The sequence below is a fragment of the Spirosoma arboris genome (assembly GCF_009754945.1).
Taxonomy (GTDB): domain Bacteria; phylum Bacteroidota; class Bacteroidia; order Cytophagales; family Spirosomataceae; genus Spirosoma; species Spirosoma arboris.
Genome location: NZ_WPIN01000002.1, coordinates 888,206 through 911,509 on the forward strand (window position 1 = coordinate 888,206; position 23,304 = coordinate 911,509).

Annotated in this window: 16 protein-coding genes; 13 read left to right on the plus strand and 3 right to left on the minus strand. The window is 41.2% G+C overall.

All coding sequences use genetic code 11. The features are described 5' to 3' along the window. Positions 1 to 23 precede the first annotated feature (23 nt). Complete coding sequence (gene recF / locus GO755_RS07600; protein ID WP_157584112.1) at positions 24 to 1,142, minus strand: DNA replication/repair protein RecF; 1,119 nt, start codon at positions 1,140 to 1,142, stop codon at positions 24 to 26. A 215-nt stretch (positions 1,143 to 1,357) separates the two neighbouring features. Here recF and pdhA point away from each other — a divergent pair, with 215 nt between their 5' ends. The 7 genes from pdhA (at position 1,358) to GO755_RS07635 (ending at position 9,957) form a co-directional block, all read left to right on the plus strand. Then, positions 1,358 to 2,401, plus strand: a complete 1,044-nt coding sequence (gene pdhA, locus GO755_RS07605; protein ID WP_157584113.1) for a pyruvate dehydrogenase (acetyl-transferring) E1 component subunit alpha — start codon at positions 1,358 to 1,360, stop codon at positions 2,399 to 2,401. A gap of 180 nt (positions 2,402 to 2,581) precedes the next feature. Next, positions 2,582 to 3,520, plus strand: coding sequence for a ring-cleaving dioxygenase (locus GO755_RS07610; protein WP_157584114.1), 939 nt, complete (start codon positions 2,582 to 2,584; stop codon positions 3,518 to 3,520). Between the two features lie 79 nt (positions 3,521 to 3,599). Then, entirely contained in the window at positions 3,600 to 4,232 is a 633-nt protein-coding gene (locus GO755_RS07615) for an alpha/beta hydrolase (protein WP_157584115.1), read from the plus strand. Positions 4,233 to 4,261: 29 nt separating this feature from the next. Next, positions 4,262 to 4,558: a muconolactone Delta-isomerase family protein gene (locus GO755_RS07620; protein WP_157584116.1), complete on the plus strand. Its 297-nt coding sequence runs from the start codon at positions 4,262 to 4,264 to the stop codon at positions 4,556 to 4,558. 194 nt (positions 4,559 to 4,752) lie between these two features. Then, positions 4,753 to 5,199, plus strand: a complete 447-nt coding sequence (locus tag GO755_RS07625; protein WP_157584117.1) for a barstar family protein — start codon at positions 4,753 to 4,755, stop codon at positions 5,197 to 5,199. Between the two features lie 102 nt (positions 5,200 to 5,301). Further along, positions 5,302 to 8,658: a transcription-repair coupling factor gene (gene mfd / locus GO755_RS07630; protein WP_157584118.1), complete on the plus strand. Its 3,357-nt coding sequence runs from the start codon at positions 5,302 to 5,304 to the stop codon at positions 8,656 to 8,658. A gap of 39 nt (positions 8,659 to 8,697) precedes the next feature. Continuing rightward, entirely contained in the window at positions 8,698 to 9,957 is a 1,260-nt protein-coding gene (locus GO755_RS07635; RefSeq protein ID WP_157584119.1) for an SUMF1/EgtB/PvdO family nonheme iron enzyme, read from the plus strand. Positions 9,958 to 10,036: 79 nt separating this feature from the next. Here the strand turns inward: GO755_RS07635 and GO755_RS07640 are convergent, their stop codons facing one another. Beyond that, a complete protein-coding gene (locus GO755_RS07640) occupies positions 10,037 to 10,747 on the minus strand; it encodes a ComF family protein (protein WP_157584120.1) in 711 nt (236 codons plus the stop codon). A gap of 65 nt (positions 10,748 to 10,812) precedes the next feature. Here GO755_RS07640 and GO755_RS07645 point away from each other — a divergent pair, with 65 nt between their 5' ends. The 5 genes from GO755_RS07645 (at position 10,813) to GO755_RS07665 (ending at position 19,817) form a co-directional block, all read left to right on the plus strand. Then, positions 10,813 to 11,157, plus strand: coding sequence for a hypothetical protein (locus GO755_RS07645; RefSeq protein WP_157584121.1), 345 nt, complete (start codon positions 10,813 to 10,815; stop codon positions 11,155 to 11,157). Between the two features lie 19 nt (positions 11,158 to 11,176). Beyond that, on the plus strand, positions 11,177 to 14,479 hold the full coding sequence (locus GO755_RS07650) for a DUF4175 family protein (RefSeq protein ID WP_157584122.1): 3,303 nt from the start codon (positions 11,177 to 11,179) through the stop codon (positions 14,477 to 14,479). 154 nt (positions 14,480 to 14,633) lie between these two features. Next, the gene (gene mnmG / locus GO755_RS07655) at positions 14,634 to 16,493 is read left to right on the plus strand and encodes a tRNA uridine-5-carboxymethylaminomethyl(34) synthesis enzyme MnmG (RefSeq protein WP_157584123.1); all 1,860 of its coding nucleotides are present in this window, start codon (positions 14,634 to 14,636) and stop codon (positions 16,491 to 16,493) included. Between the two features lie 78 nt (positions 16,494 to 16,571). Further along, positions 16,572 to 17,453, plus strand: a complete 882-nt coding sequence (locus GO755_RS07660; RefSeq protein ID WP_157584124.1) for a class I SAM-dependent methyltransferase — start codon at positions 16,572 to 16,574, stop codon at positions 17,451 to 17,453. A 444-nt stretch (positions 17,454 to 17,897) separates the two neighbouring features. Further along, positions 17,898 to 19,817: a tetratricopeptide repeat protein gene (locus GO755_RS07665; protein WP_157584170.1), complete on the plus strand. Its 1,920-nt coding sequence runs from the start codon at positions 17,898 to 17,900 to the stop codon at positions 19,815 to 19,817. A 68-nt stretch (positions 19,818 to 19,885) separates the two neighbouring features. Here the strand turns inward: GO755_RS07665 and thrC are convergent, their stop codons facing one another. Then, entirely contained in the window at positions 19,886 to 21,196 is a 1,311-nt protein-coding gene (thrC, locus tag GO755_RS07670; RefSeq protein WP_157584125.1) for a threonine synthase, read from the minus strand. A 142-nt stretch (positions 21,197 to 21,338) separates the two neighbouring features. Here thrC and pruA point away from each other — a divergent pair, with 142 nt between their 5' ends. Then, positions 21,339 to 22,970, plus strand: a complete 1,632-nt coding sequence (pruA, locus tag GO755_RS07675; RefSeq protein ID WP_157584126.1) for an L-glutamate gamma-semialdehyde dehydrogenase — start codon at positions 21,339 to 21,341, stop codon at positions 22,968 to 22,970. Positions 22,971 to 23,304 lie beyond the last annotated feature (334 nt).

Here is a 23,304-nt window from a genome sequence, read left to right on the forward strand (position 1 = left end):
ATTAAGTCGGTAGCAGAACCAATCTAATCGCGGCTAATCTCAAAAAAGCGTACGTCGGCCTGCACGTTGGTAAGAAGTTCACGCGTGCGCTCTGGGCGAGCATCCGTAATAAAGAGCTGGCCAAAAGCACCTTCGTCCATTTGCTTAATCAGCTTACCTATTCGTCGGTCGTCCAGTTTATCAAAAATATCGTCTAACAACAGAATCGGTTTAATTCCCTTTGCTGCTTGCAGTTGATCGAATTGCGCCAGTTTCAGGCCGATCACAAACGTTTTCTGTTGCCCTTGCGAACCAAATTTTTTAAGTGGTACAGGTGCGGGGCCATCCGGACCAACTTCCCGCTCACCAATCAGGAAAGCGTAGTCATCTTTATGAATCCCCATTGTGGTACGCTGCAAAACCGTATCACGTCGGCGGAAATGCCTGAACTCATCAGCAAAGTTTGGGTTGCTTACTTCCGATTCGTAGACAATCGTAACGTTTTCACGTCCATCGCTCAAGTACGCATAGTGCCTTCGAAAATCAGGCAGAAACTCATCAACGAACTGTCTCCGGCGATCATGAATTTTCTGGCCGAGGTCAAGCAAAGGCTCATCATAGGTATCGAGTAGGTCATTGTCTACCTGATTCCGTTCAGCAAAAAGTTTGAGTACGCTATTACGTTGTTTCAGAACCTGCTGATACATCAGGTAATTGCGCAGGTATTCGGCGTCAAGTTGGGAGAGGACCCCATCGAAAAAGTGTCGCCGGTCTTCACTATGTTCCCGTACTAAATCTGTGTCGTTGGGAGCCATCAGTACTACTGGAAACCGACCGATGTGATCACTTAAACGGTCGTATGGCTTTTTATCAGCCATGAGCACCTTTCGCTGTCCTCGTTGCAAACTGATCGTAATCTGTACAGAACGATTTTGCTCCTCAAAAACACCGTCGATAATGAAATAATCGCCATCGTGCTGAATACTAAGTGCATCCTGACTTTGGAAAGCACTTTTGCTGAGTGCCAGGAAATAAACCGCATCCAATAGATTGGTTTTACCGCTACCATTGGGCCCTACAATCACATTTACCTGCTGTCCGAACACATACCGGCTATCTTCATAATTTTTAAAATTGGTCAGGCTCAGTTTTTCGAGGTACATAGGTATAGCGTGTAACGCGATAATGCGTAATTTCGCGGCAGTCAACTGCTCATCTGGTTAGCTACCTGTATGATCAATTGATATTGGCAACAAAGATACGGTCGGTTTGTTAGTAGAAACATCTCCTGTATCTAGTTGGCACCACTCTGATAGCCCAGCGCTTAGGTGGTCGGTTGCCAGGTAGCGATTATTGATTTTATCGAACTTCATTCCTCATGGCAAGCGTCAAAGAGAAATCCAAACAGAATGGTAAGGCTCCGGCAGCCGAAAAAACGCAGCATCCGAAAGAGCGGTATATGTACTGGTATGAGTCGATGCAATTACAGCGGAAATTCGAAGAGAAAGCTGGTCAATTGTACGGTCAACAGAAAATCCGGGGCTTTTGTCATTTATATATAGGCCAGGAAGCTTGTTCGTCAGGCTCATACACTGCCTTAACAAAAGATGACAAGTGGATTACAGCTTACCGTGATCATGGTATCCCACTCGCACTGGGTTCCGATCCTAAGGCGATTATGGCCGAATTGTTTGCCAAACAAACTGGCTCGTCAAAAGGGAAAGGTGGTTCGATGCACATTTTCGACAAGTCGGTGAATTTTGTTGGCGGTCACGGCATCGTTGGCGCACAGATTCCAATGGGAGCTGGGATTGCTTTTGCGGAGAAATACAACAAGACCAACAACCTCTGCATTACGTTCATGGGCGACGGAGCTGTTCGTCAGGGTGCATTGCACGAGGCATTCAACATGGCGATGCTCTGGAAAATTCCGGTCATTTTCGTTGTTGAAAACAATGGCTATGCTATGGGTACATCTGTAGCCCGTACATCAAACGTAACTGATCTGTACACACTTGCTGAAGCTTATGACATGCCTTCCGAGCCTGTCGATGCGATGAGTGTAGAAGCCGTTCACGAAGCAGTTAGCCGCGCTGCCGAACGCGCCCGTGCTGGTGAAGGTCCAACCTTCCTTGAGTTCCGTACTTATCGCTATCGCGGTCACTCTATGTCAGATCCGCAGAAATATCGTAAGAAAGAGGAAGTTGAAGAATACAAAATGCGTGATCCAATCGAGCAGGTTAAAGCGGCAATTTTGGAGAAAGGTTATGCTACTGAAGAAGATCTGGCTGCTATTGATCTAAAAATAAAAGGCATTGTTGAAGAGTCTGTTCAATTTGCAGAAGAGTCTCCATACCCAACTGCTGACGAAGCATTCAAGGATGTTTATATGCAAAAGGATTATCCATTCTTGATGGAATAGCCATTTTGCTCATGTATTTAGTGTATGGGTTTTCAACTAGACTCATTTTCAAAGAAAAAGGTCTGAGGTATTTATCTCGGACCTTTTTCTTTGAACTTTCAGGATTATTTAATTGTATATACATTAAATGTAATGACATTTAAATTTAAACGGTTTCACCCATTAACTTATTTCAATCGTATGGAAACGCTCATCAATGGTCTTCACCACGTCACTACCTTAGCCGGCGATACTCAACGCAATGTTGACTATTATACTGACATCCTCGGGCTTCGTTTAGTCAAAAAAACGGTCAATTTTGATGCTCCCGATGTGTATCATTTGTATTACGGCAACGAAACCGGATCACCCGGCACTATTCTTACCTTCTTTCCGTACGGCGGCATTCCACGTGGCCGGAAAGGTGTTGGTCAGTTGACTTATACGGCTTTTTCAGCACCAATCTCATCGCTTCGTTTCTGGATGGATCGCTTGCACGAACGAAATATTCCTTACGCTGGTCCTTACAAACGTTTTTCGGAAACCTATATTCGATTTGAAGATTTCGATGGTATGGGCATTGAACTTGTCTTTACCGACGATGACCAACGTTCAGGTTGGGATAACGGTCGGATTCCAGCTGAGTTTGCTGTACGTGGTTTTCATACCGTGACCCTTAACGAACTGAATCCAGATAAGACCGTTAAACTCTTAACTGAGATTATGCAGCATACATTAGTAGGAGAGGAGGAAGGCCGCTTCCGGTTTAAAGCTGGCAACGGAGGCCCAGGAAATTATGTGGACGTTTTACATTCTCCTAAAGATGTGCACGCGCTGCAAGGAGCTGGTTCTGTTCACCATGTCGCTTTTTCAACCGATACTGATGAAACTCAGTTGATCATTCAAAATCAACTGGCTGAGTCAGGCTATCATGTGACACCTGTTCAGGATCGTAATTATTTTAACAGTATCTATTTCCGTGAACCCGGTGGAATCTTATTTGAAGTTGCTACGAATCCACCAGGTTTTGCCGTTGATGAGCCCGTTGCTGAATTAGGAACAGCTTTAAAATTGCCTCCTCAGTACGAACCCCGTCGGGCTAAAATTGAAGCTGAATTGCCTGAAATAATTGTCAAATAAGAATAAAACACAGAGTCATTGAGCGCACAGTGTTTAGATTTTTTACTGCGTTCTCTGTGGCTCTGTGTTCATCAACTTTATGATACACAACCCTAACAATATTCGCACGGCAGGGAAGCCTATAGAAGAAGCATCCAAAGTCATGATCATGGTACATGGTCGGGGTGGATCGGCTAGAGATATACTGTCTCTCTCTCAATACATCGATGATAAAGATTTTGCTTTTATTGCTCCTGAAGCATACGGCAATACCTGGTATCCGTATTCTTTTCTGAGACCTTTAGAAGAAAACGAACCGTTCTTATCTTCGGCTTTAGAAGTTCTGGCAAGTCTGCGAGCCCGTTTACAATCGGACTTTAATTTCAAACTGCCACAAATTTATTGGCTTGGTTTTTCGCAGGGAGCTTGTCTTGCATTGGAGTTCGTCGCCCGTAATGCGGCTGAGTATGGTGGCGTGTTTGGTTTAAGTGGGGGGCTGATTGGCCCTCCCGATTTAGTACGTAACTACGAAGGATTGCTGAACAACACACCCATTTTTTTGGGGTGTAGTGACATCGATCCTCATATTCCTAAAGAGCGCGTTCTTGAATCAGAAACTGTATTTCGGGAGATGGGTGCAAACGTGACGGCTAAATTGTATCCAAATTTTCCGCACTCAATTAACGAAGATGAACTAAACGTTGTTAATTTGCTGATAGCCGGAGCCCAATAAACTCTGGCTTGTATTTAACAGCAATGCCTATGAGCCAATACATGGTTGAATTTGACCTTCCAGCTGTAATGGATGAAGGTTTCGAGAACCGGATTCCCGCCCAACGGCTCAAAGTGGAGGAATTAATGGAAAAGGGATTTTTACTCTCTTACTCTCTTTCGATTGATCGACAAAAACTCTGGTGTATTTTTAAAGCCGATTCAGAGCTGGAAGTAATGGAATCGATTTCGGAATTTCCGCTTATCAAATACATGACACCAATGATTACAGAATTGATGTTTCACAACATGGTAGCAGCTCGAATTCCTCTCTTTTCATTGAACTAACATTGACGAAAAACCCTCCGATTTAGAGGGTTTTTTTATTCTTAACCAATGTACCTTTGTAAGCGTTTCACACCCAAAAACACTTAAGTAACCAGGGTTTAACTGGTTACATAGGATTATAACTAACTGATAATCAGTTTCACGTGGAACAATTATTTTATCCACTTGTTTAGCCAAAATTCCAGAAAAAACCCATGACTCCTAACATTCTAATCAGTCAATCTGAGCGTGAACTAGAGGCTCGATATGCAAAAGATTTTATTGCCCATGTCGACGGAAAGCATACACAAACATTGCGCCAATTTTACGAGGAGATCGCCGACTTATTAGAAATTCCAAATTTCGGTTTCACACTAGAAGCACTAAACGATTCACTGAATGACTTGCAATGGCTTGAAGACGAACGAGTCATTTTATATTTTACAAACACAGCTGAATTAGTAAATAAAGAACGTGACCCCGCCAAAATGGGTAGCTTGTTGAGCATACTCGATGCCATTGCCGAAGATTGGAAATGGGTGGATGACGAAGAAGATATTGATAAAAAAGAGATCGTAATTGTTTTTGAAGATAGCGACCGGATTCGAAAATTATTAGATAACGAGAGCATTGCATATGCCCTCATTTCAGAATTGAAATAAGCGTTTGGCGCAACAAATTTCCAAAACCCGCTGTTACTTAACTGTGCCGCCGGAATGTCCTTCCAGCGGCTTTTCGTGTTTGACATACAACCTGACTAACGCTTGAAACCAGATGAATTGCTCGGCTTATATGCCGACGATAGTTTTATAAAATTGCTGACTGAACCATTCACCCGCAAACCAGTGGCCAATGAACCTCAACGACTACAGATCAAAGGTTTGGCAGGTAGTTTGGATGCCGTGTTGGCTTCGTCAATTTTTAAATCGATTGGCGGGAATCACCTGTATATTTTAACGGATCGCGACGAAGCCTCTTATTTCTTCAATGACTTGCAAAACCTGCTCAGTCAAGAAGTGTTGCTTTTTCCGATGTCTTATAAAAAGCCATATCAGTACGAAGAAGTCGAGAATGCAAACGTATTGATGCGGGCAGAAGTACTTAACAAACTGAATCCAGCTCCTAAAGATGGGCTGCTAATGGTAACTTATCCTGAAGCTTTATCGGAGAAAGTTATCAACAAACGCTCATTACAAGCGAATACGTTAACGATTAGAGTGGGAGAGAAGCTGGATACACATTTCGTAGCTGAACTACTTCAAACCTATGAATTTGAGAAAACAGATTTCGTGTATGAAGCAGGGCAGTTTTCGGTCCGTGGGGGAATTATTGACGTCTTTTCATTCGCGAGTGAGTTTCCATTTCGAATTGATTTGTTCGATGATGAAGTAGAAAGTATTCGAAAATTCAATCCAGAATCTCAGTTATCCACAGATCCAGTTGAGTTTATCAACATCATCCCCAATATTCAAACTAAACTCGTTCAGGAAACGCGCGAGCCATTTTTTGACTTTCTACCAGAAGTAACGACAATATGGGCGAAAGACATTGAGTTTACACTTGAAATAATCGAAAAGTGTTTCGAAAAAACTGAGCAAAGCTTCGAGTCGGTTGTAGCAAGTAGTGGAGGTATCCAGGTAATATCCAACCCGACTGATTTATTCGAAACTCGTCGAACATTCCTGAATGAATTAAAACGATTCCGGACTGTTGAATTTGGCCGTAAATTCTATTTTAAAACGGAAGGGAAGCAGCAATATAATTCCAAACCACAACCATCATTCAATAAGGATTTTAAACGCTTGGCTGACACGTTAGGGGAAAATCAGGCAAAAGGATTTACTAACATAATTACAGCCGAATCCTTCAAACAACTCGATCGGCTTCGAACGATATTCGAAGAATTAGATCCATTTATAAAGTTCCAACCTATAAATATCGGATTACGGGAGGGTTTCATAGACGAAGCGCTGAAAATTGCCTGTTTTACCGATCACCAGATTTTTGATCGCTACTATAAATATCGCGTTCAGGATAAGTTCTCCAAATCAAAAGCGCTGACACTACGTGAGTTAAAAACCTTGCAACCTGGCGATTATGTTACCCATATTGATTATGGAATCGGACGTTTTGCAGGCTTAGAGAAAGTAGATCATGCTGGTAATGAGCAGGAAGCTATCCGCCTGATTTATCGCGACAACGACATTTTGCTTGTAAGTATCCACAGTTTGCACAAAATCGCTAAATATAGTGGTCGGGAAGGTGGACCACCTACGATGAGCAAACTCGGCACTCAGGAATGGGAGCAGAAAAAATCGCGAATTCGGAAGCAGGTTAAAGATATTGCGCGCGAATTAATTGCGCTTTACGCCAAACGCAGAACAGCGCCAGGGTACGCCTATAGTCGTGACAGCTTCTTACAGGTTGAGCTTGAATCCTCATTTATTTATGAAGATACTCCCGATCAGGCCAAAGCGACAAATGATGTAAAAGATGATATGGAAAAACCACACCCGATGGATCGGCTTGTGTGTGGCGATGTGGGTTTCGGTAAAACCGAAATAGCTATCCGTGCGGCATTTAAAGCTGTAACAGATAATAAACAGGTTGCGGTCCTTGTACCAACGACAATTCTGGCAATGCAGCATTTTAAGACGTTCAGTGAGCGCATGGTAGATTTCCCCGTCAAAATTGAGTATATCAACCGGTTTCGAACAGCAGCTCAAACAAAAGAAATTCTGAAAGGAGTGGCATCAGGCGAAATTGGGATTTTGATCGGAACGCACCGAATTGTCAATAAAGACATCAAATTCAAGGACTTAGGGCTTTTGATTATTGATGAAGAACAGAAATTTGGCGTAAAAACCAAAGATCGACTGAAGGAAATGCGAGTTGAAGTCGACGTATTGACACTTACAGCTACCCCAATTCCCCGGACGCTACATTTCTCACTGATGGGTGCTCGTGACCTCTCTGTAATAGCGACTCCACCGCCAAATAGACAACCTGTAACAACAGAGGTGCATCCTTACAACGAGGCAACTATCAGAGATGCAGTTAGTTACGAAATTCGCCGGGGTGGCCAAGTCTTTTTTGTACATAACCGTGTCAATGATATTGAATCCATCGGCAACCTGATTATGCGGCTGGTACCAGAAGCCCGCGTTGGCGTAGCGCATGGGCAGATGGAAGGCGACCGATTGGAGCGTATTATGACTCGATTTATTGAAGGGGAATATGATGTGTTGATGTCAACGAATATCATCGAATCTGGACTTGACATTCCTAATGCGAACACGATTCTAATTAACAATGCCCACTATTTTGGGCTTTCAGATTTGCATCAGATGCGTGGTAGGGTAGGGAGATCGAATCGAAAAGCATTCTGTTATTTATTGACTCCACCACCGTCAGTTCTGACAGCCGACGCCCGTAAGCGATTGCAAACTCTCGAAGACTTTTCCGACTTGGGAGAAGGCTTCAAAATTGCGATGCGTGATTTGGACATACGGGGAGCAGGAAATCTACTCGGTGCAGAACAGAGCGGTTTTGTCAATGACCTCGGCTTTGAAATGTATCATAAAGTGCTTGATGAAGCCGTTCAGGAACTGCGCGAAAACGAATTTAAAGACCTGTTTGAAACCAAACCTGGCGATCTGAAACTATCTTTACCAGACACCATTATTGAGACTGATTTGCAGGTTGTTATTCCTGAACGATACGTCTCAAATATATCGGAACGTTTGGCGTTATATACTCGCTTGGACAGCCTTCAAAACAAGGAAGAATTGCAGGCATTCCGCCAGGAAGTTCTCGACCGCTTTGGCCCAATGCCCGAGGAGGTCGAAAACCTTATTAAAATGGTGAATGTTCGTTGGAAAGCTGAGCAGTTATACCTTGAAAAACTGACGCTTAAGAATAATATCCTGAAAGGATACTTCGTTTCTAACGGGAACGACGACTTCTTCAAATCGGACCAATTTGGCAAGGTAATTGAATACATCAAGCGAAATCCGACCAAATGCTCATTAAAAGAATCGAAAGGAAGGCCCATTATCACCCATGTAAATGTGTATTCAGTTGAGCAATTGGATGAAATATTGGGTTCGATGACAAATTAATTACGATTTTTGTACCTACGTTTTACAAAAAATAGAGCAATGATTCAAAAGTATCACCTGCAACGAGCGGCTTATGTGCTACTGGCAATGACGGCCCTGGCATCCTGTAAGCCCAAGCACCCAACCAGTGTGCAGCCCGGTAAGACAAGTACGGCGACGGGTATTGCTTACAACCAGAAAGATGGATTTCAGGTTAAAAAATTTGCAGGACAGAAAGCAGGTCCAAACCTCGTTTTTATTGAAGGCGGCCGATTCACAATGGGCGCTCTGGAAGAAGATGTAATGAACTCGCGCGATAATAAAGAGCGCACCGTTTCGATTCAATCATTCTATATGGATGAAACCGAAATGGCCAACGTACACTATCTCGAGTATTTGAATGCCATTCAGCGTGATTCATCAGAGGAAGTAGTCAAAGCCGCTTTGCCTGATACAACAGTTTGGTCTAATCCATTGTCGTTTAACGATTCGTACGTAACACAATACCTCCGTTATCCTGCTTTCCGCTACTATCCAGTTGTCGGCGTTTCATGGGTACAAGCTACCGACTATGCCACCTGGCGGTCAAATGCTGTAAACAATGAATTGATAAAAGGAAGTGGGCCTAAAAAGAAAGGTGGCGGTTTCTCACTGAAACGTAAGTCTAAGAAGGCAGATGATGCTGCGTTAGCTGAAGCTACTACAGCTGCTCCTTCAAGACCAAGCCTGGAAAGCGGTACAATTTTACCAGATTACCGCCTGCCAACTGAGGCTGAATGGGAATATGCTGCCAAAGCCTTGATTGGAACTCAATATATGGACGAGAATCAAATCAACCAACGGATTTATCCCTGGGATGGCTCATCAGTTCGGAACCCTAAGAAAGGCCGGAAACAAGGTCAAATGTTAGCGAACTTCAAACGTGGTCGTGGTGACTATGCAGGTATAGCCGGCCGTTCAAACGATGGCGCTATCATAACTGCTGAAATCTACGCCTATCCTGCAAACGATTTTGGCCTTTATAACATGGCTGGTAATGTGAATGAATGGGTAATGGACGTTTATCGGCCACTTTCTTATCAGGACGTAAGTGATTTAAATCCCGTTCGTAGAAATGGTTATGTAGACGATTCGAAGAACTACGATAGCAAGAATAAACAATCACTAATTGACGATAAACTGCGTGTTTATAAAGGTGGTTCCTGGAATGATGTTGCTTATTGGTTGTCACCAGGTACGCGTCGATTCTTAGATCAGGACTCAGCTACAGCAATGATTGGTTTCCGATGTGCCATGATTGGCGTAGGGCGTAATAAATAGAATTACATATTCGATATAAAAAAGGGGCATTCTGATCAGAATGCCCCTTTTTTATATCGAATATGTAAAAATAATTTGCTCATCTGTGAGCTGTAGCCAGGGTTAATACTCGAACTGATTTACAGCCAGCTTTTAATAATTCAATAGCACAGGCTTCAATTGTTGCACCAGTTGTTAATACATCATCTGCTATAACTATATTTTTATTACAAACTAATTCAGAATTTAGTACAGCGAATACAGTCTTAACATTTTCCCATCGTTCTAATCGATTCTTTCGAGTCTGAGATTCTTTGAATTCATTACGAATTAATAAATCCGTTCTCATAGGAACATCAAGCGCTTCTGCTAAGCCTTCTGCAATCCAATCAGCTTGATTATAGCCCCGTTGTTGAAAACGACTTTTATGCAACGGAACGCCAACAATTACGTCTATATCTTCAAGTTGTTTGCATTCTGATTTCAACTGGTGGCCATACCAGTTTGCCAGTTCTTTAGCTGCTTCTTTTTGACCCTTATATTTAAAGGAGTGAATTAAATTTTGTACGACTCCAGCTTTTGTAAAATACAGGTAAGAGGCTAAAAATTGAATAGGTACTTTTCCGGCAAACTTATTGAGGTGATTTTGATCGTAAGGTTCCATATGTTGGCCTGTCTCTGGCAAACTAATTCGACAAGCTGTACACAACACACGTTCATTAGCACTTAACGAGTTTTTACAACCTAAACACAAAATGGGAAAAAGCAGATCGATAAAATCAGCTATTGATGATTGAGTAAACCGAAACATAGTTTGTATTCGTTTGTAGTATAAAACGTTGTAATTTAGGGAGAAGAAAAAACGAACCCATTGCCATGGAGGAAAAAAGTATAGATATAATATGGGATGGGTTACTTAATCAACTACAATCACTAGTTGGAAAACGCCCCACCGACTTGAATGCTGTCCTATTTCTAATCGGAGTACAGGAGTTAGGAGCAGGGCCCAAACGTTTTTCTAAAGAAGCAAAACAAGATTTAATGCATATAGCTGTGTGCCGTGTCTTGAGTCAATCTGGATACTACACATTCGATGGATACGATAAGGATGGTTGGCCGCAATGGATATTAACTAAACCTGTCCCACATGGTGACCTGTTAACTCAGGAAACCTTTTTGAAAAAACACGTTATTCAGTATTTCGAGACCCTATTAGTTTAACGACTCAACCTGAATTCCTATGCAATCCTCAACTGCTTACACAACGCTTTTACAACGCATAGACGAGTACAAAAAACGCTACTTCCAAAACCAATTGGTTAAAGGAAGTCTGTTTTTTATTGCCCTCCTCGGAAGTGGTTATCTATTTGTTAATACTGCTGAGTTTATCGGCAAATTTAATTCAGTTGGCCGAGGAGCCTTATTTTTCGGGTTTCTTCTGACTGCCTTAGTTGGCCTCTATTTATTTATTATTCGCCCATTAATGAGTTTATATGGCCTCAATAAACCTTTGTCGAATGACGAGGCCGCACGTCAAATTGGAACGTTCTTTCCAGAGGTAGGAGATAAGCTTCTAAATACGCTTCAACTTCAGCGCATCTCATCTGACCAAAGCGATCTACTACAAGCTAGCTTAAATCAACGTTCACAACAGTTACTAATTAATCGTTTTGCCAATGCTATTCAAATCAGCAGTAATCGACAGTTTCTCAAATACGCCATTCCTCCGTTAGCTCTGATTCTCTTAATTCTAATTGTGAATCCTACATTCTTCACAAAGTCATCAACACGGCTTGTGAATTATAATAAAGAGTTTGTCGAAGAAGCTCCCTTTAAGTTTATTGTTCAGAACAAGTCATTAAAGGCATTTAGAAATGAAGATTTCCCATTAAAAGTAAAACTTACTGGCGACGCTTTACCACAAGCAGTATATGTTGTTGCTAATGGAACACGCTTTAAACTTGAACAAACAGGAGATCTGTTTTCGTATAATTTTGATAACCTCCAACGTGATCTAGACTTTCATTTAGAGGCTGCAGGTTTCAATTCAGAAGGATATAAAGTTACACTGATTGACCGCCCAGCTGTCCTTTCGTTTAATGTTAAACTTGACTATCCGGCCTATCTTAACAAGCCTACTGAGCAGCTTTCAAATGTTGGTAATTTACTTGTTCCACAAGGAACAGTAGTAAACTGGGAATTTGCTGCTGATCATACAGATTCATTGTTGCTACGTTTTAACACAGACGCAAAACCTTCATCAGCTCGTCTCATTGATAATAATACTTTCGTGTTAAATAGACGGTTAATGCAAAACGCTACGTATACTGTATCATTGAAAAACGGGCAAATTGCAGCACCATCGGTAATTCAGTATAATGTCCAGGTCATTCCAGATCGGTTCCCACAAATTTCTGTTGATCGGATTCAGGACACAGTTACCTATAATTACATTGCTCTTTCAGGGCTTGTCTCTGATGACTATGGGTTCTCGAAGCTACGTCTGAATTACAAAATTAATCGCAACGGAAAAGAGTCAGCTTTATATAGCAAAGACATTCCAGTCAACCGTTCGACTACTTCACAGAATTTCGTCTACAATTGGTCGCTTGATAGTTTGAAGCTGGGTCAAGAGGACAAACTTGAGTATTTCGTTCAGGTTTGGGATAACGATGGCGTGAATGGGCCGAAGTCGAGCAGGTCAAATCAGCTGAATTTTGTGGTGCCATCAAACGCCGAAATTCAGAAACAGGTCGATAAGTCAGCCGAAAAAACTGAGCAACAAATTGACAACGCACTGAGCAAAACGCAGGAGATAAAGAAGGAGTTGAATCAGATGGAAGATCGTATGCGGACGAAAAAGTCATCCGATTTCCAGGACAAAAAACAACTCCAAGACGTATTACAGAAGCGTGAAGAGCTACTCAAGGAAATCCAAAAATTACAGGAGCAGTTCCAGAAAACGAACGATACACAGCAGCGATTCTCTGAGAAGAATCAAGCAATGCAGGATAAATTAGAGCAGTTAAAAAAGCTATTCAATGAATTGCTTGATCCGGAATCGAAGCAACTTTATGAGCAGCTCAAGCAACTTCTTGAACGTAAGCAAGATGAAAAAGCATCGGATATGCTTGACAAATTGAGTCGTAAAGAAAAGAATATGGAGCGAGATTTAGATCGAGCCCTAAAGCTTTTCAAGCAGATGCAACTGGAGCAAAAAGTAAATAATATTGCAGAGAATCTAGAGAAGCAAGCAGAGAATTTAGAGAAACAGGCAGAAGAAAATGCCAAGAAAAACGAGACTTCACAGGATCAGCAGAAACAACAGGAGAAGTCTCAGGAAGACTTTAAAAACACGAAAGAGCAACTGGATGAGTTGGAGAAACAGGCAGAGAAAGATGATTTAAATAAGCCTGAATCTTCTGAAGAAGAGCAGAAGGAAATTGAGAAAGACATGGAAGAAGCGATGAAAAACATGAAGAGCAATCAGGGTAAGCAAGCTTCTTCTAAACAGCAAAAATCAGCTAAGTCCATGCGCGCAATGAGTAAGGCAATGAAAGAATCAATGCAATCGGCTGAGATGGAAGAGATGCAGGAAAATATGGATGATCTACGTAATATCCTCGATAACCTGATTACCCTTTCGTTTGGCCAGGAAAAAGTAATGAAGGATTTCCGGGGAATGAGTCTACAAGATCCTCGTGTAACTAAACTTTCTCAAGAGCAATTAAAGCTTCAGGACGATGCTAAAATAATCGAAGATAGCCTGAATGCATTGGCTAGTCGGGTTGTACAAATCCAATCGTTCGTGACCCGAGAGCTGACAAATATGAAGTCTTATATGGACGAAAGTGTTCAACAATTACGCGATCGTCGTTTAAGTATGGCTTCTTCTAAGCAACAATTTGCGATGACATCAATCAATAATCTTGCACTTATGCTTAGTGATGTATTAAAGAATATGCAGCAGCAAATGAATGCAATGGCAATGCCTGGTAAAGGCAAAGGTGGCAAAAAGGGAGAGAATCCTAGCGGAATGGGGGAGATGCAGAAGCAACTTAACGCCAAAATGCAGCAACTTCAGAAGGGAGGTAAAACCGGCAGAGGTCTCTCAGAAGAGCTATCTCAAATGGCTGCTGAACAAGCGATGATACGTCAAATGTTAAAGAAACTGGAGGAAAATGCGAAAGGAACTGAAGCAGGTAAACAACAGGAAAAACAGGTGAAGGATTTATTGGAAAAGATGGACGAATCAGAAACTGATTTAGTGAATAAGCGAGTAAATCCAAATCTTATCAATCGTCAGAATGAAATTCTCACTCGCTTATTGGAATCTGAGAAAGCCTTAAAACAACAGGAAGAAGATCCAAAGCGTCAGGCTGAAGCTGCTAAATCAACGAAGCGCAGTACACCTTCATTTTTCGATTCTACTAACTTACAGCAGAAAACGAAACAAGTTGAAGTACTTCGATCAGTCACACCAAATTATAATCTTTTTTACAAAAAAGAAGCAAATCAGTATTTGCAGAAAGTAAGTAAGTAAATCTCACTTTCTCATTTGACCGCTGACTTGGCACGAAGGTCAGCGGTTTTTTGTTGCTTATGTATCAGTTTTTAATCACGTTTTATCTTTTCAACAACTTTCAACAATTTTGTGAAAAGTTTCCACGTGAAACATTTTTCAAAAATCATCAAAAATGTATTCTTCTTACGACGTCATTGTAGTTGGTGCAGGCCATGCAGGATGTGAAGCAGCAAGTGCTGCTGCGACAATGGGCTCACGAGTTTTATTGATTACAATGAATATGCAAACCATTGCGCAAATGTCCTGTAACCCAGCAATGGGTGGAGTAGCGAAAGGGCAAATTGTGCGAGAAGTTGACGCATTGGGTGGAATGTCAGGAATTATCAGTGATAAAAGCATGATTCAATTCCGGATGCTAAACCGTTCAAAAGGGCCGGCTATGTGGAGTCCGCGCTGTCAAAGCGATCGTAATGTGTTTGCATTGGAATGGAGGAAAGCACTAGAAGAAAATAGAAATATTGATTTCTGGCAGGATACAGTAAATGAAGTGATTGTGAAAGATGGCCGAATAGCTGGTGTAAAAACAAGTTTAGGCGTAGAATTTATCACCAAAGCTGTAGTCTTAACAAATGGTACGTTTTTAAACGGCAAGATGTTTATAGGCGAGAAAGTATTCGGTGGAGGGCGAACTGCTGAACGTTCAGCAACAGGCTTAACTGAGCAATTGGTGAGTTTAGGCTTTGAGGCTGGGCGAATGAAAACCGGAACACCACCGCGCGTAGATGGTCGAAGCTTGGATTACAGTAGGATGGAAGAGCAACTTGGAGATGAAAATCCTGGGAAATTTTCCTACACAAATACGCCAGCGCTAATTAAACAACGTAGCTGTTGGATCACGTATACCAATCAGGCCGTACATGATGAACTGAAAACAGGCTTTGAAAAGTCACCCATGTTTACGGGAAGAATCAAAGGGTTAGGCCCACGCTATTGCCCTTCTGTAGAGGACAAAATCAATCGCTTTGCTGATAAAGACAGACACCAGATTTTCGTAGAACCGGAAGGCTGGGACACAGTAGAAGTTTATGTAAATGGCTTCTCAACATCTCTTCCAGAGACCGTTCAATACAATGCCTTACGAAAAATTGAAGGATTTGAAAACGTTCGAATGTTTCGGCCTGGCTATGCAGTTGAGTACGATTTCTTCCCACCAACACAGTTAAAACCGACCCTGGAAACACAATTAGTGCATAATCTCTTTTTCGCTGGGCAAATAAATGGAACGACTGGCTATGAGGAAGCGGCCTGCCAAGGACTAATGGCTGGCATAAACGCCCACCGAAACGTAAATGAAGAAGCCGAATTTACCATCAAACGCTCAGAGGGTTATATAGGTGTCTTGATCGATGATCTTATTACAAAAGGTACAGAGGAGCCTTACCGAATGTTCACTTCTCGGGCTGAATATCGAACTCTATTACGTCAGGATAATGCAGATTTGAGGTTGACCGAAAAAGGATATGCAATAGGTTTAGCCTCTCAGGAACGCTATGAGAATATGCTTATAAAGCGTGATGGCGTAGCGGAACTAACAGAAGCTATACGAGCGACTAAGGTAAAACCTGAAGAAATCAATGGATGGTTAGCGTCGAAAAACAGTGCCCAGCTTCGCGAAAAAGGTAGTTTTTATACCTTGCTGAAACGACCAGAAATAGATCAGGAGGATGTGAAAGAATTGCTGAAAATGATTCCAGATATGCCTGGGGTAGGGGAGGAGATCATTGAACAAACCGTCATCGAAATTAAATATGAAGACTATCTGAATCGGGAAAAACAAAACGCCGATAAGTTAGATAAATGGGAAAGCCTGTCGATCAATCCTACTTTTGATTATGATCGACTTAAAGCGCTTTCCTTTGAAGGTAAAGAAAAATTGAAGCGTTTGCGTCCAGCAACTATTGGTCAGGCATCCCGAATTAGTGGTGTGAGCCCTTCCGATGTTTCGATTTTGTTGGTCTACATGGGCCGTTAGAAAAGTAGGTTCTGATTATACAATCAAGTTGATTTGTGATCAGAACCTTTTTGTATCCATAGAATTTTAATCGCGAATTTGGAAACTATAACAGAATGCCCAGTTTGTGGCGCCAATCGATTCAAGCCGTTTTTAGTCTGTCAAGATTACCTTGTTAGCCAACAGAAGTTCGCCATTCAACAATGTGAAACATGCGATTTTCGGTTAACAAATCCTCGGCCTGATGCTAATTCAATAGGTTCCTATTATAAATCCGAAGATTATGTATCCCACAATGATGAGGGGAAAGGACTAATAAATACAGCTTATCGCATTGTGCGAAATTATACGCTACGCTCCAAACTTAACTTAATTAATAAGCTGAATGGAGGAGAGGGGCGAATTCTGGATGTAGGTTGTGGGACAGGAGCATTTCTAGAAAACTGTAAAACAGCTGGTTGGAATGTAATGGGTATGGAACCCGACAGTGATGCTCGAGACATTGCCCAGAAAAAATTAGAGATTGAGGTAAAACCAAATCTAGAAGCCATCAAAGGAGAGGAACCTTTTGACATCATTTCTCTCTGGCATGTTCTCGAACATGTTTCAAATTTAAATGAAGTAATTCCGCAGTTATATCAATTATTAAGTAGCAAGGGGACACTGCTAATTGCTGTCCCAAATTCTGACTCATACGATGCCCATTATTTCAAAGAATATTGGGCAGCGTATGACGTTCCCCGTCACTTGCATCATTTCACTCCATCGACCATAAAGCCACTCTTCCAAAAGCATGGGTTTGTATTAACTGATCAGAAGCCAATGGTATTTGATGCATTCTATATTGCTATGCTAAGCACACGTTATAAGAGTGGAAAGGCCGATTATCTAAAAAGTATACAGATAGGCTTATCATCAAATGCCGAAGCTAAACGTACTGGCAATTCATCTAGCTTAATCTATATATTAAAGAAAGCCTAACAATATCAGAACCTTCATCCCTAAGCATTATATCGTTCGTTTAACCTCTAAATAATAGGAGGGCACAATAATTGCCCTTTAAAAGGGTGATTGAGATTTATTTTCCTCTGAAAGGCAAAGGTCTATTCTAAATTAAAAAAGTGAAATTTTTGTGTGAATAACCATGTGCATAAGTAAACAGTAGAAGTGGAAAACGTGTTTACAAGGGTCTGAACTTATGTGGAATGAATCGATAGTAATCCACACACGAAATATTAAGGCTGGTTGATGTGGAGAAAACCCTACATATCACAACTGATTCCACAAATTTTCCCCACTGAAAACTGTGTACAAATATTATGCACAAATCCACAATTACTTAACAAACAAAATGTGGAAAAGATGTTATTTACTTTAAAATGAGTAATTTAATTGTGGATAAGCAAATCTGGTCTCGTGGATAAACTGATTATCTTTTCCACAAAAGGCAATTCTAATAGTGGACAACTTAATTATTCACATTTCCACATGACTAATGGTTATAATAACGTTTCTTTTAAAAAGCTTTTTTATAAAATGTTAATAAGGTCAAAAGTCATTGTTGTAATGCTATGCCTGTTGTCAGCCGGGCTGGTGTATGGACAGGGGGGGACAACGCTGGCCGAAGAATATTACAAAACAGGTGAGTTTGAAAAAGCAGCAAACGAATATGCCAAGCTGTTGAAAACAGACGTCACATGGATAAGACTGACTCGGTATATAACGAGCCTCCAAAAAACCAATAAAATTGAGGACGCACTAAAATATCTAAAGAAGCAACAGCGAAGTGATGAAGCCAATCGTGCTTATTACGAATTGTTGAGTGGGCAACTGGCCACACAACAGGGCGATACCACACAGGCTCAAGCTCAGTATGCGGCCGCCTTACAATCGAGTAAAGCATCGATTGCAAAACTCGAAAAACTGGCAACGGCCTTTACTGAAGTTGGAGAGACGCGCTGGGCTGTCCGAACGCTTGAAACGGCACGTGAAGTCAGTAAAGACCCAACGTCGTACAGCGAGGATTTAATGGCGCTGTATCGGTCAACTGGTCAAACTGAAAAGGCAATTGATGAAATTATTACGACCAGTAAACAAACAGATAAAAAAGAGACGGTTTTGGCGGCTTTGCAAGGGTTTATCAACACAAAGGATGAGCCACTTGTGGAAAAAGCGCTTTATACAAAAATTCAATTAGAACCGAATGAACTAGCTTATAATGAGTTACTTATCTGGTATTTTGTACAGAAACAGAAATTCAGTAGAGCATTGTTGCAGGAAAAAGCAACTGATAAACGAATGAAATTAAATGGCAGTCGGGTCTATGACTTAGGTATGTTAGCCATGAACAACAAAGAATACAAAGCTGCTGCAGATGCATTTGAGTATGTCACAACGACTTATCCACAAGGCCAGCTTTACCCATTTGCCCGTCGATTAGTTATAAATGCTAGGGAAGAACAGGTTAAGAATACGTATCCGATTGATAAACTTGAAATCAGAAAGTTAATCGCTGATTATCAGCGTATGTTGCAAGAGATTGGTACTAATGTCAAAACACTTGAAGCCTTACGAAGTACGGCTAATCTTTATGGAAACTATCTTGACAGCAAAGACACTGCATTGACAGTTCTTGATCTGGCTATCGATTTAGGCAAAGCTGATAAAAATTTTGTTGATCGGTGTAAACTCGATAAAGGGGATATTTATCTGCTTAAAGGCGAACCATGGGAATCCACATTATTGTACTCTCAGGTGGAAAAGTCTCAGAAAGAAGAACTATTAGGGTATGAGGCTAAACTGAAAAATGCCAAACTACACTATTACAAAGGTAATTTCTCCGTAGCAAAGGATTTACTTGATGTTCTAAAACTGGCTACTTCCCGAGAAATCGCCAATGATGCCGAACAGTTAAGTTTATTAATTGTGGATAACACTGGTATGGATAGTACAGAAGCTGCCATGCGATGGTATGCTGATACGGAATTGCTGCTTTTACAGAATAAAACTGATGAAGCTGTGGATAACCTCAATCGAATGTTGACAAAGTATGGAGATCACAGCATCGCGGATGAGGTGCTTTGGTTACGAGCTAATACTTATATGAAGCAGGGGAAAAATGCTGAAGCACTCGAAGACCTAAAGCAAATTGTCAATAAATACCCAAATGATATTTTAGGAGACGATGCCTTATTCACTCAGGGAAAAATTTATGATGAGCGCTTAAAAGATAAAGCAGCCGCCATGGAGGCTTTTCAGAAAGTACTTACAAAGTATCCTGGAAGTATCTATGGGGCTGAGGCTCGCAAGCGATACCGTGCTTTACGGGGAGATACGGTGAATTAAAAACACGATTAGTTATCCACAAAAAAGCCAGAAATCCATAAATTTCTGGCTTTTTTGTGGATAACTAACTAAGCCACTGTGTGAAGTAAAGACTCTTTAAACGCTTCGTAATCAGCCGGTATATGAATACTTTGCTTTGGTCGATCAGATAAAATGGCTAAACGCTTAGGTACGTCAACAGATATATTTAGTACGACTTCAACAAGCGGTTTAAACTTCGAAGGATGCGCTGTAGCCAATGCTATACCGATACTATCCTGTTTCGATTCAGTTAAATAATCTTGTAGGCCCATGATTCCAATAGCCGTATGTGGACAGGCAACGTAATTGAACTGGTCATAAATTTTCTGCATACCAGCACGTGTTTCGTCATCATCGTAGAAAAATCCGGAGACATTAGTTTTAAAACGATTGTAGTCATCGCCATACAAATGTGCCAGCCGGACAAAGTTACTTGGGCTACCAACATCCATTGCGTTTGATATAGTCGCTACTGAAGCCTTAGGAGTATAAATTCCAGTGGTAAGATAGTCTGGAACAACATGATTGAGATTAGTTGCTGCAACGAAATGAGCGATAGGTAAGCCCATTTGCTGAACCATAGCACCCGCACTTATATTTCCAAAATTTCCGCTAGGTGTCGAAAAAACAACGGGTTTTCCAAACTGGCGAACCTGCCCATACGCCCGAACGTAGTAGAAACCCTGAGGAATTAATCGGAAAATATTGATCGAATTCGCTGAGGAAAGTGATAGCTGGGCGTTTAGTTCAGCATCAATAAAAGCTTGCTTGACAATTGCCTGACAATCATCGAATGAGCCATCAACCTCAAATGCCTGAATATTTCCACCTAACGTAGTTAATTGTTTCTCCTGCAAATCACTAACACGGCCGCTTGGATAAAGAATTGAAACCCGAACGCCCGGTACATTGTGAAACCCCATAGCAACAGCTCCACCTGTATCACCTGAGGTAGCTACCAGAATATTTATTTCTTTATCGCTACGCTTTGAGCAATAAGACATTAAAGCAGCCATATAACGCGCACCAACATCTTTAAAGGCTAAGGAAGGTCCATGAAATAACTCCAGAACAGCCGATTTACCAGTTTCCAGATTAACAACAGGCGTATCAAAAGGAAATGCTCGGTGTGTTAACTCTTCCAGATCTGCTTTACTGATCTCATTACCAAAAAGTGCCTTACTTATTTCAAAACCAATTTCTGCTAATGATTGACCAGCAATAGATTCAAAAAATTGAGCACCTAGCTTGGGCAAGGGAGTAGGCATATATAAACCCTTATCAACAGGCATACTGTGGAAAAGGGCTTCCTCGACTGTTACGGTTATTTCTGGATTATTTGTACTATAAAAACGCATAAGCTAAAAGTCAAAATAAGGATACAAAGTACGGTAAATCAGCTCAATGAATCGAAACGATACTCTTTAAATGTGGAAAACTAGTGTGGATTAGTGGATAAGTAGTGCAATCTGTAAATTTGTAAAAACTTGACACTTCATTATGTCTTTTGGATTTTTCAATGCACCGACACCGGCGAATGAGCCGGTCAAAGAATATCGTCCCGGCTCTCCCGAACGTGAAGCAATTAAGATAGCTTTAGCCGATTTCCGAGCAATGGAAACAGATATTCCAATGTATATCGATGGAAAAGAGGTACGAACTGAACATAAACTTCGTGTTGCACCACCACATGACCACCAACATACATTGGGCTATTTTTATGAAGGAGATGGTCAGCACGTTGAACAGGCGATAGAAGCTGCGTTGTCTGCAAAGGAAGATTGGGCTAGCTTATCATGGGAAAACCGAGCCAGCATTTTTCTAAAAGCTGCAGATCTAATCGCTGGTCCGTATCGAGCACGTATCAACGCTGCTACAATGCTTGGGCAATCAAAAAATGCCTATCAAGCTGAAATTGACTCGGCTTGTGAGCTAATTGACTTTTTACGGTTCAACGTACATTATGCAACCGAAATTTATCAACAACAACCTAATTCTTCACCAGGCGTATGGAATAGATTGGAATATCGCCCGCTTGAAGGCTTTGTCTTTGCCTTGACACCGTTTAATTTCACCGCAATTGCGGGGAATCTACCAACATCGGCTGCATTGATGGGTAATACAGTGGTCTGGAAGCCTGCCTACTCGCAGGCGCTTTCAGCCAAAGTAATTATGGATGTATTGAACGAAGCTGGTTTACCAAAAGGAGTAATCAACCTGATTTTTGTTGATGGCCCAGTGGCAGGCGATATTATTTTCAATCACGCCGACTTTGCCGGAATTCATTTTACAGGTAGTACAGGGGTTTTCCAACAAATTTGGGGAACAATTGGGGCGAATATCCACAAATACAAAAGTTATCCACGTATTGTAGGTGAAACCGGTGGAAAAGACTTTGTATTAGTACATGAATCGGCCAATGCTGATGAAGTAGCTACAGGATTAGTCCGTGGCGCGTTTGAATACCAAGGACAAAAATGCTCAGCTGCCTCTCGTGCCTACATTCCATCAACACTCTGGCCAGCAGTTGAAACAAAAATGAAACAATTCTTGGGGGAAATCAAAATGGGTGGAACAGAGGATTTTACTAATTTTATAAACGCTGTTATCGACAAACGGGCCTTCAAAAAGATCACAGCTTACATTGATGAGGCTAAAAAAAGTGGACAAGTGACGGTTGTAGCGGGGGGTAATTATAATGGTTCAAAAGGCTATTTTATAGAACCGACGATTTTGAAAGTAAGCGATCCAGCTTACCGAACAATGTGTGAAGAGATATTTGGACCAGTACTATCAGTATATGTTTATGAGCCGTCAGAATTCGATAAAATTATTGAAACAGTCAATAGTACTTCCCCTTATGCACTTACTGGTTGTATTTTCGCGAAGGATCGATATATAATAAACTATGTTGCAAATAAGCTCCAAAATGCTGCAGGTAACTTTTATATTAACGATAAACCAACAGGCGCAGTAGTTGGTCAGCAACCTTTTGGAGGAGCAAGAGCATCCGGTACAAATGATAAAGCAGGATCTGCTTTGAACTTATATCGCTGGGTTTCAGCTAGAACGATTAAAGAAACGTTTGTTTCTCCAAAAGACTACAGTTATCCATTTCTGCAACCCGAATAATTTTTTTGAAAACTTTAAAATAAGGCTTGCATAAAGAAATAGAAAAGTATAATTTTGCACTCCCAAATCAGAAGAAAGAGCGACACGTTGCAATGTAATAATCTTTCTATCAGGAAGTTAATAATGGGAAATGTGAAAAGTTGTTTAAAATATTTTTCAACTTTTTCTTGACAAAGTAAATAGAGTGCTGTACCTTTGCACTCCCAAATATAAGGAAGGCCAACAACGGTTGGCCACAATCTCGAAAGAGAGACAGTTCTTTGACGTATTGACATTAATAGGTTAGCACTATTAAGGCTATAAACATCGGGATTAACTTTATTAATCTCAAATA

Coding starts and splice junctions, on each gene's coding strand:
- GO755_RS07650 (WP_157584122.1), top strand. CDS start 11,177: ATGCAATCCTCAACTGCTTACACAACGCTTTTACAACGCATAGACGAG.
- GO755_RS07615 (WP_157584115.1), top strand. CDS start 3,600: ATGATACACAACCCTAACAATATTCGCACGGCAGGGAAGCCTATAGAA.
- GO755_RS07640 (WP_157584120.1), bottom strand. CDS start 10,747: ATGTTTCGGTTTACTCAATCATCAATAGCTGATTTTATCGATCTGCTT.
- recF (WP_157584112.1), bottom strand. CDS start 1,142: ATGTACCTCGAAAAACTGAGCCTGACCAATTTTAAAAATTATGAAGAT.
- GO755_RS07610 (WP_157584114.1), top strand. CDS start 2,582: ATGGAAACGCTCATCAATGGTCTTCACCACGTCACTACCTTAGCCGGC.
- GO755_RS07620 (WP_157584116.1), top strand. CDS start 4,262: ATGAGCCAATACATGGTTGAATTTGACCTTCCAGCTGTAATGGATGAA.
- thrC (WP_157584125.1), bottom strand. CDS start 21,196: ATGCGTTTTTATAGTACAAATAATCCAGAAATAACCGTAACAGTCGAG.
- GO755_RS07635 (WP_157584119.1), top strand. CDS start 8,698: ATGATTCAAAAGTATCACCTGCAACGAGCGGCTTATGTGCTACTGGCA.
- pdhA (WP_157584113.1), top strand. CDS start 1,358: ATGGCAAGCGTCAAAGAGAAATCCAAACAGAATGGTAAGGCTCCGGCA.
- pruA (WP_157584126.1), top strand. CDS start 21,339: ATGTCTTTTGGATTTTTCAATGCACCGACACCGGCGAATGAGCCGGTC.
- GO755_RS07625 (WP_157584117.1), top strand. CDS start 4,753: ATGACTCCTAACATTCTAATCAGTCAATCTGAGCGTGAACTAGAGGCT.
- GO755_RS07645 (WP_157584121.1), top strand. CDS start 10,813: ATGGAGGAAAAAAGTATAGATATAATATGGGATGGGTTACTTAATCAA.
- mnmG (WP_157584123.1), top strand. CDS start 14,634: ATGTATTCTTCTTACGACGTCATTGTAGTTGGTGCAGGCCATGCAGGA.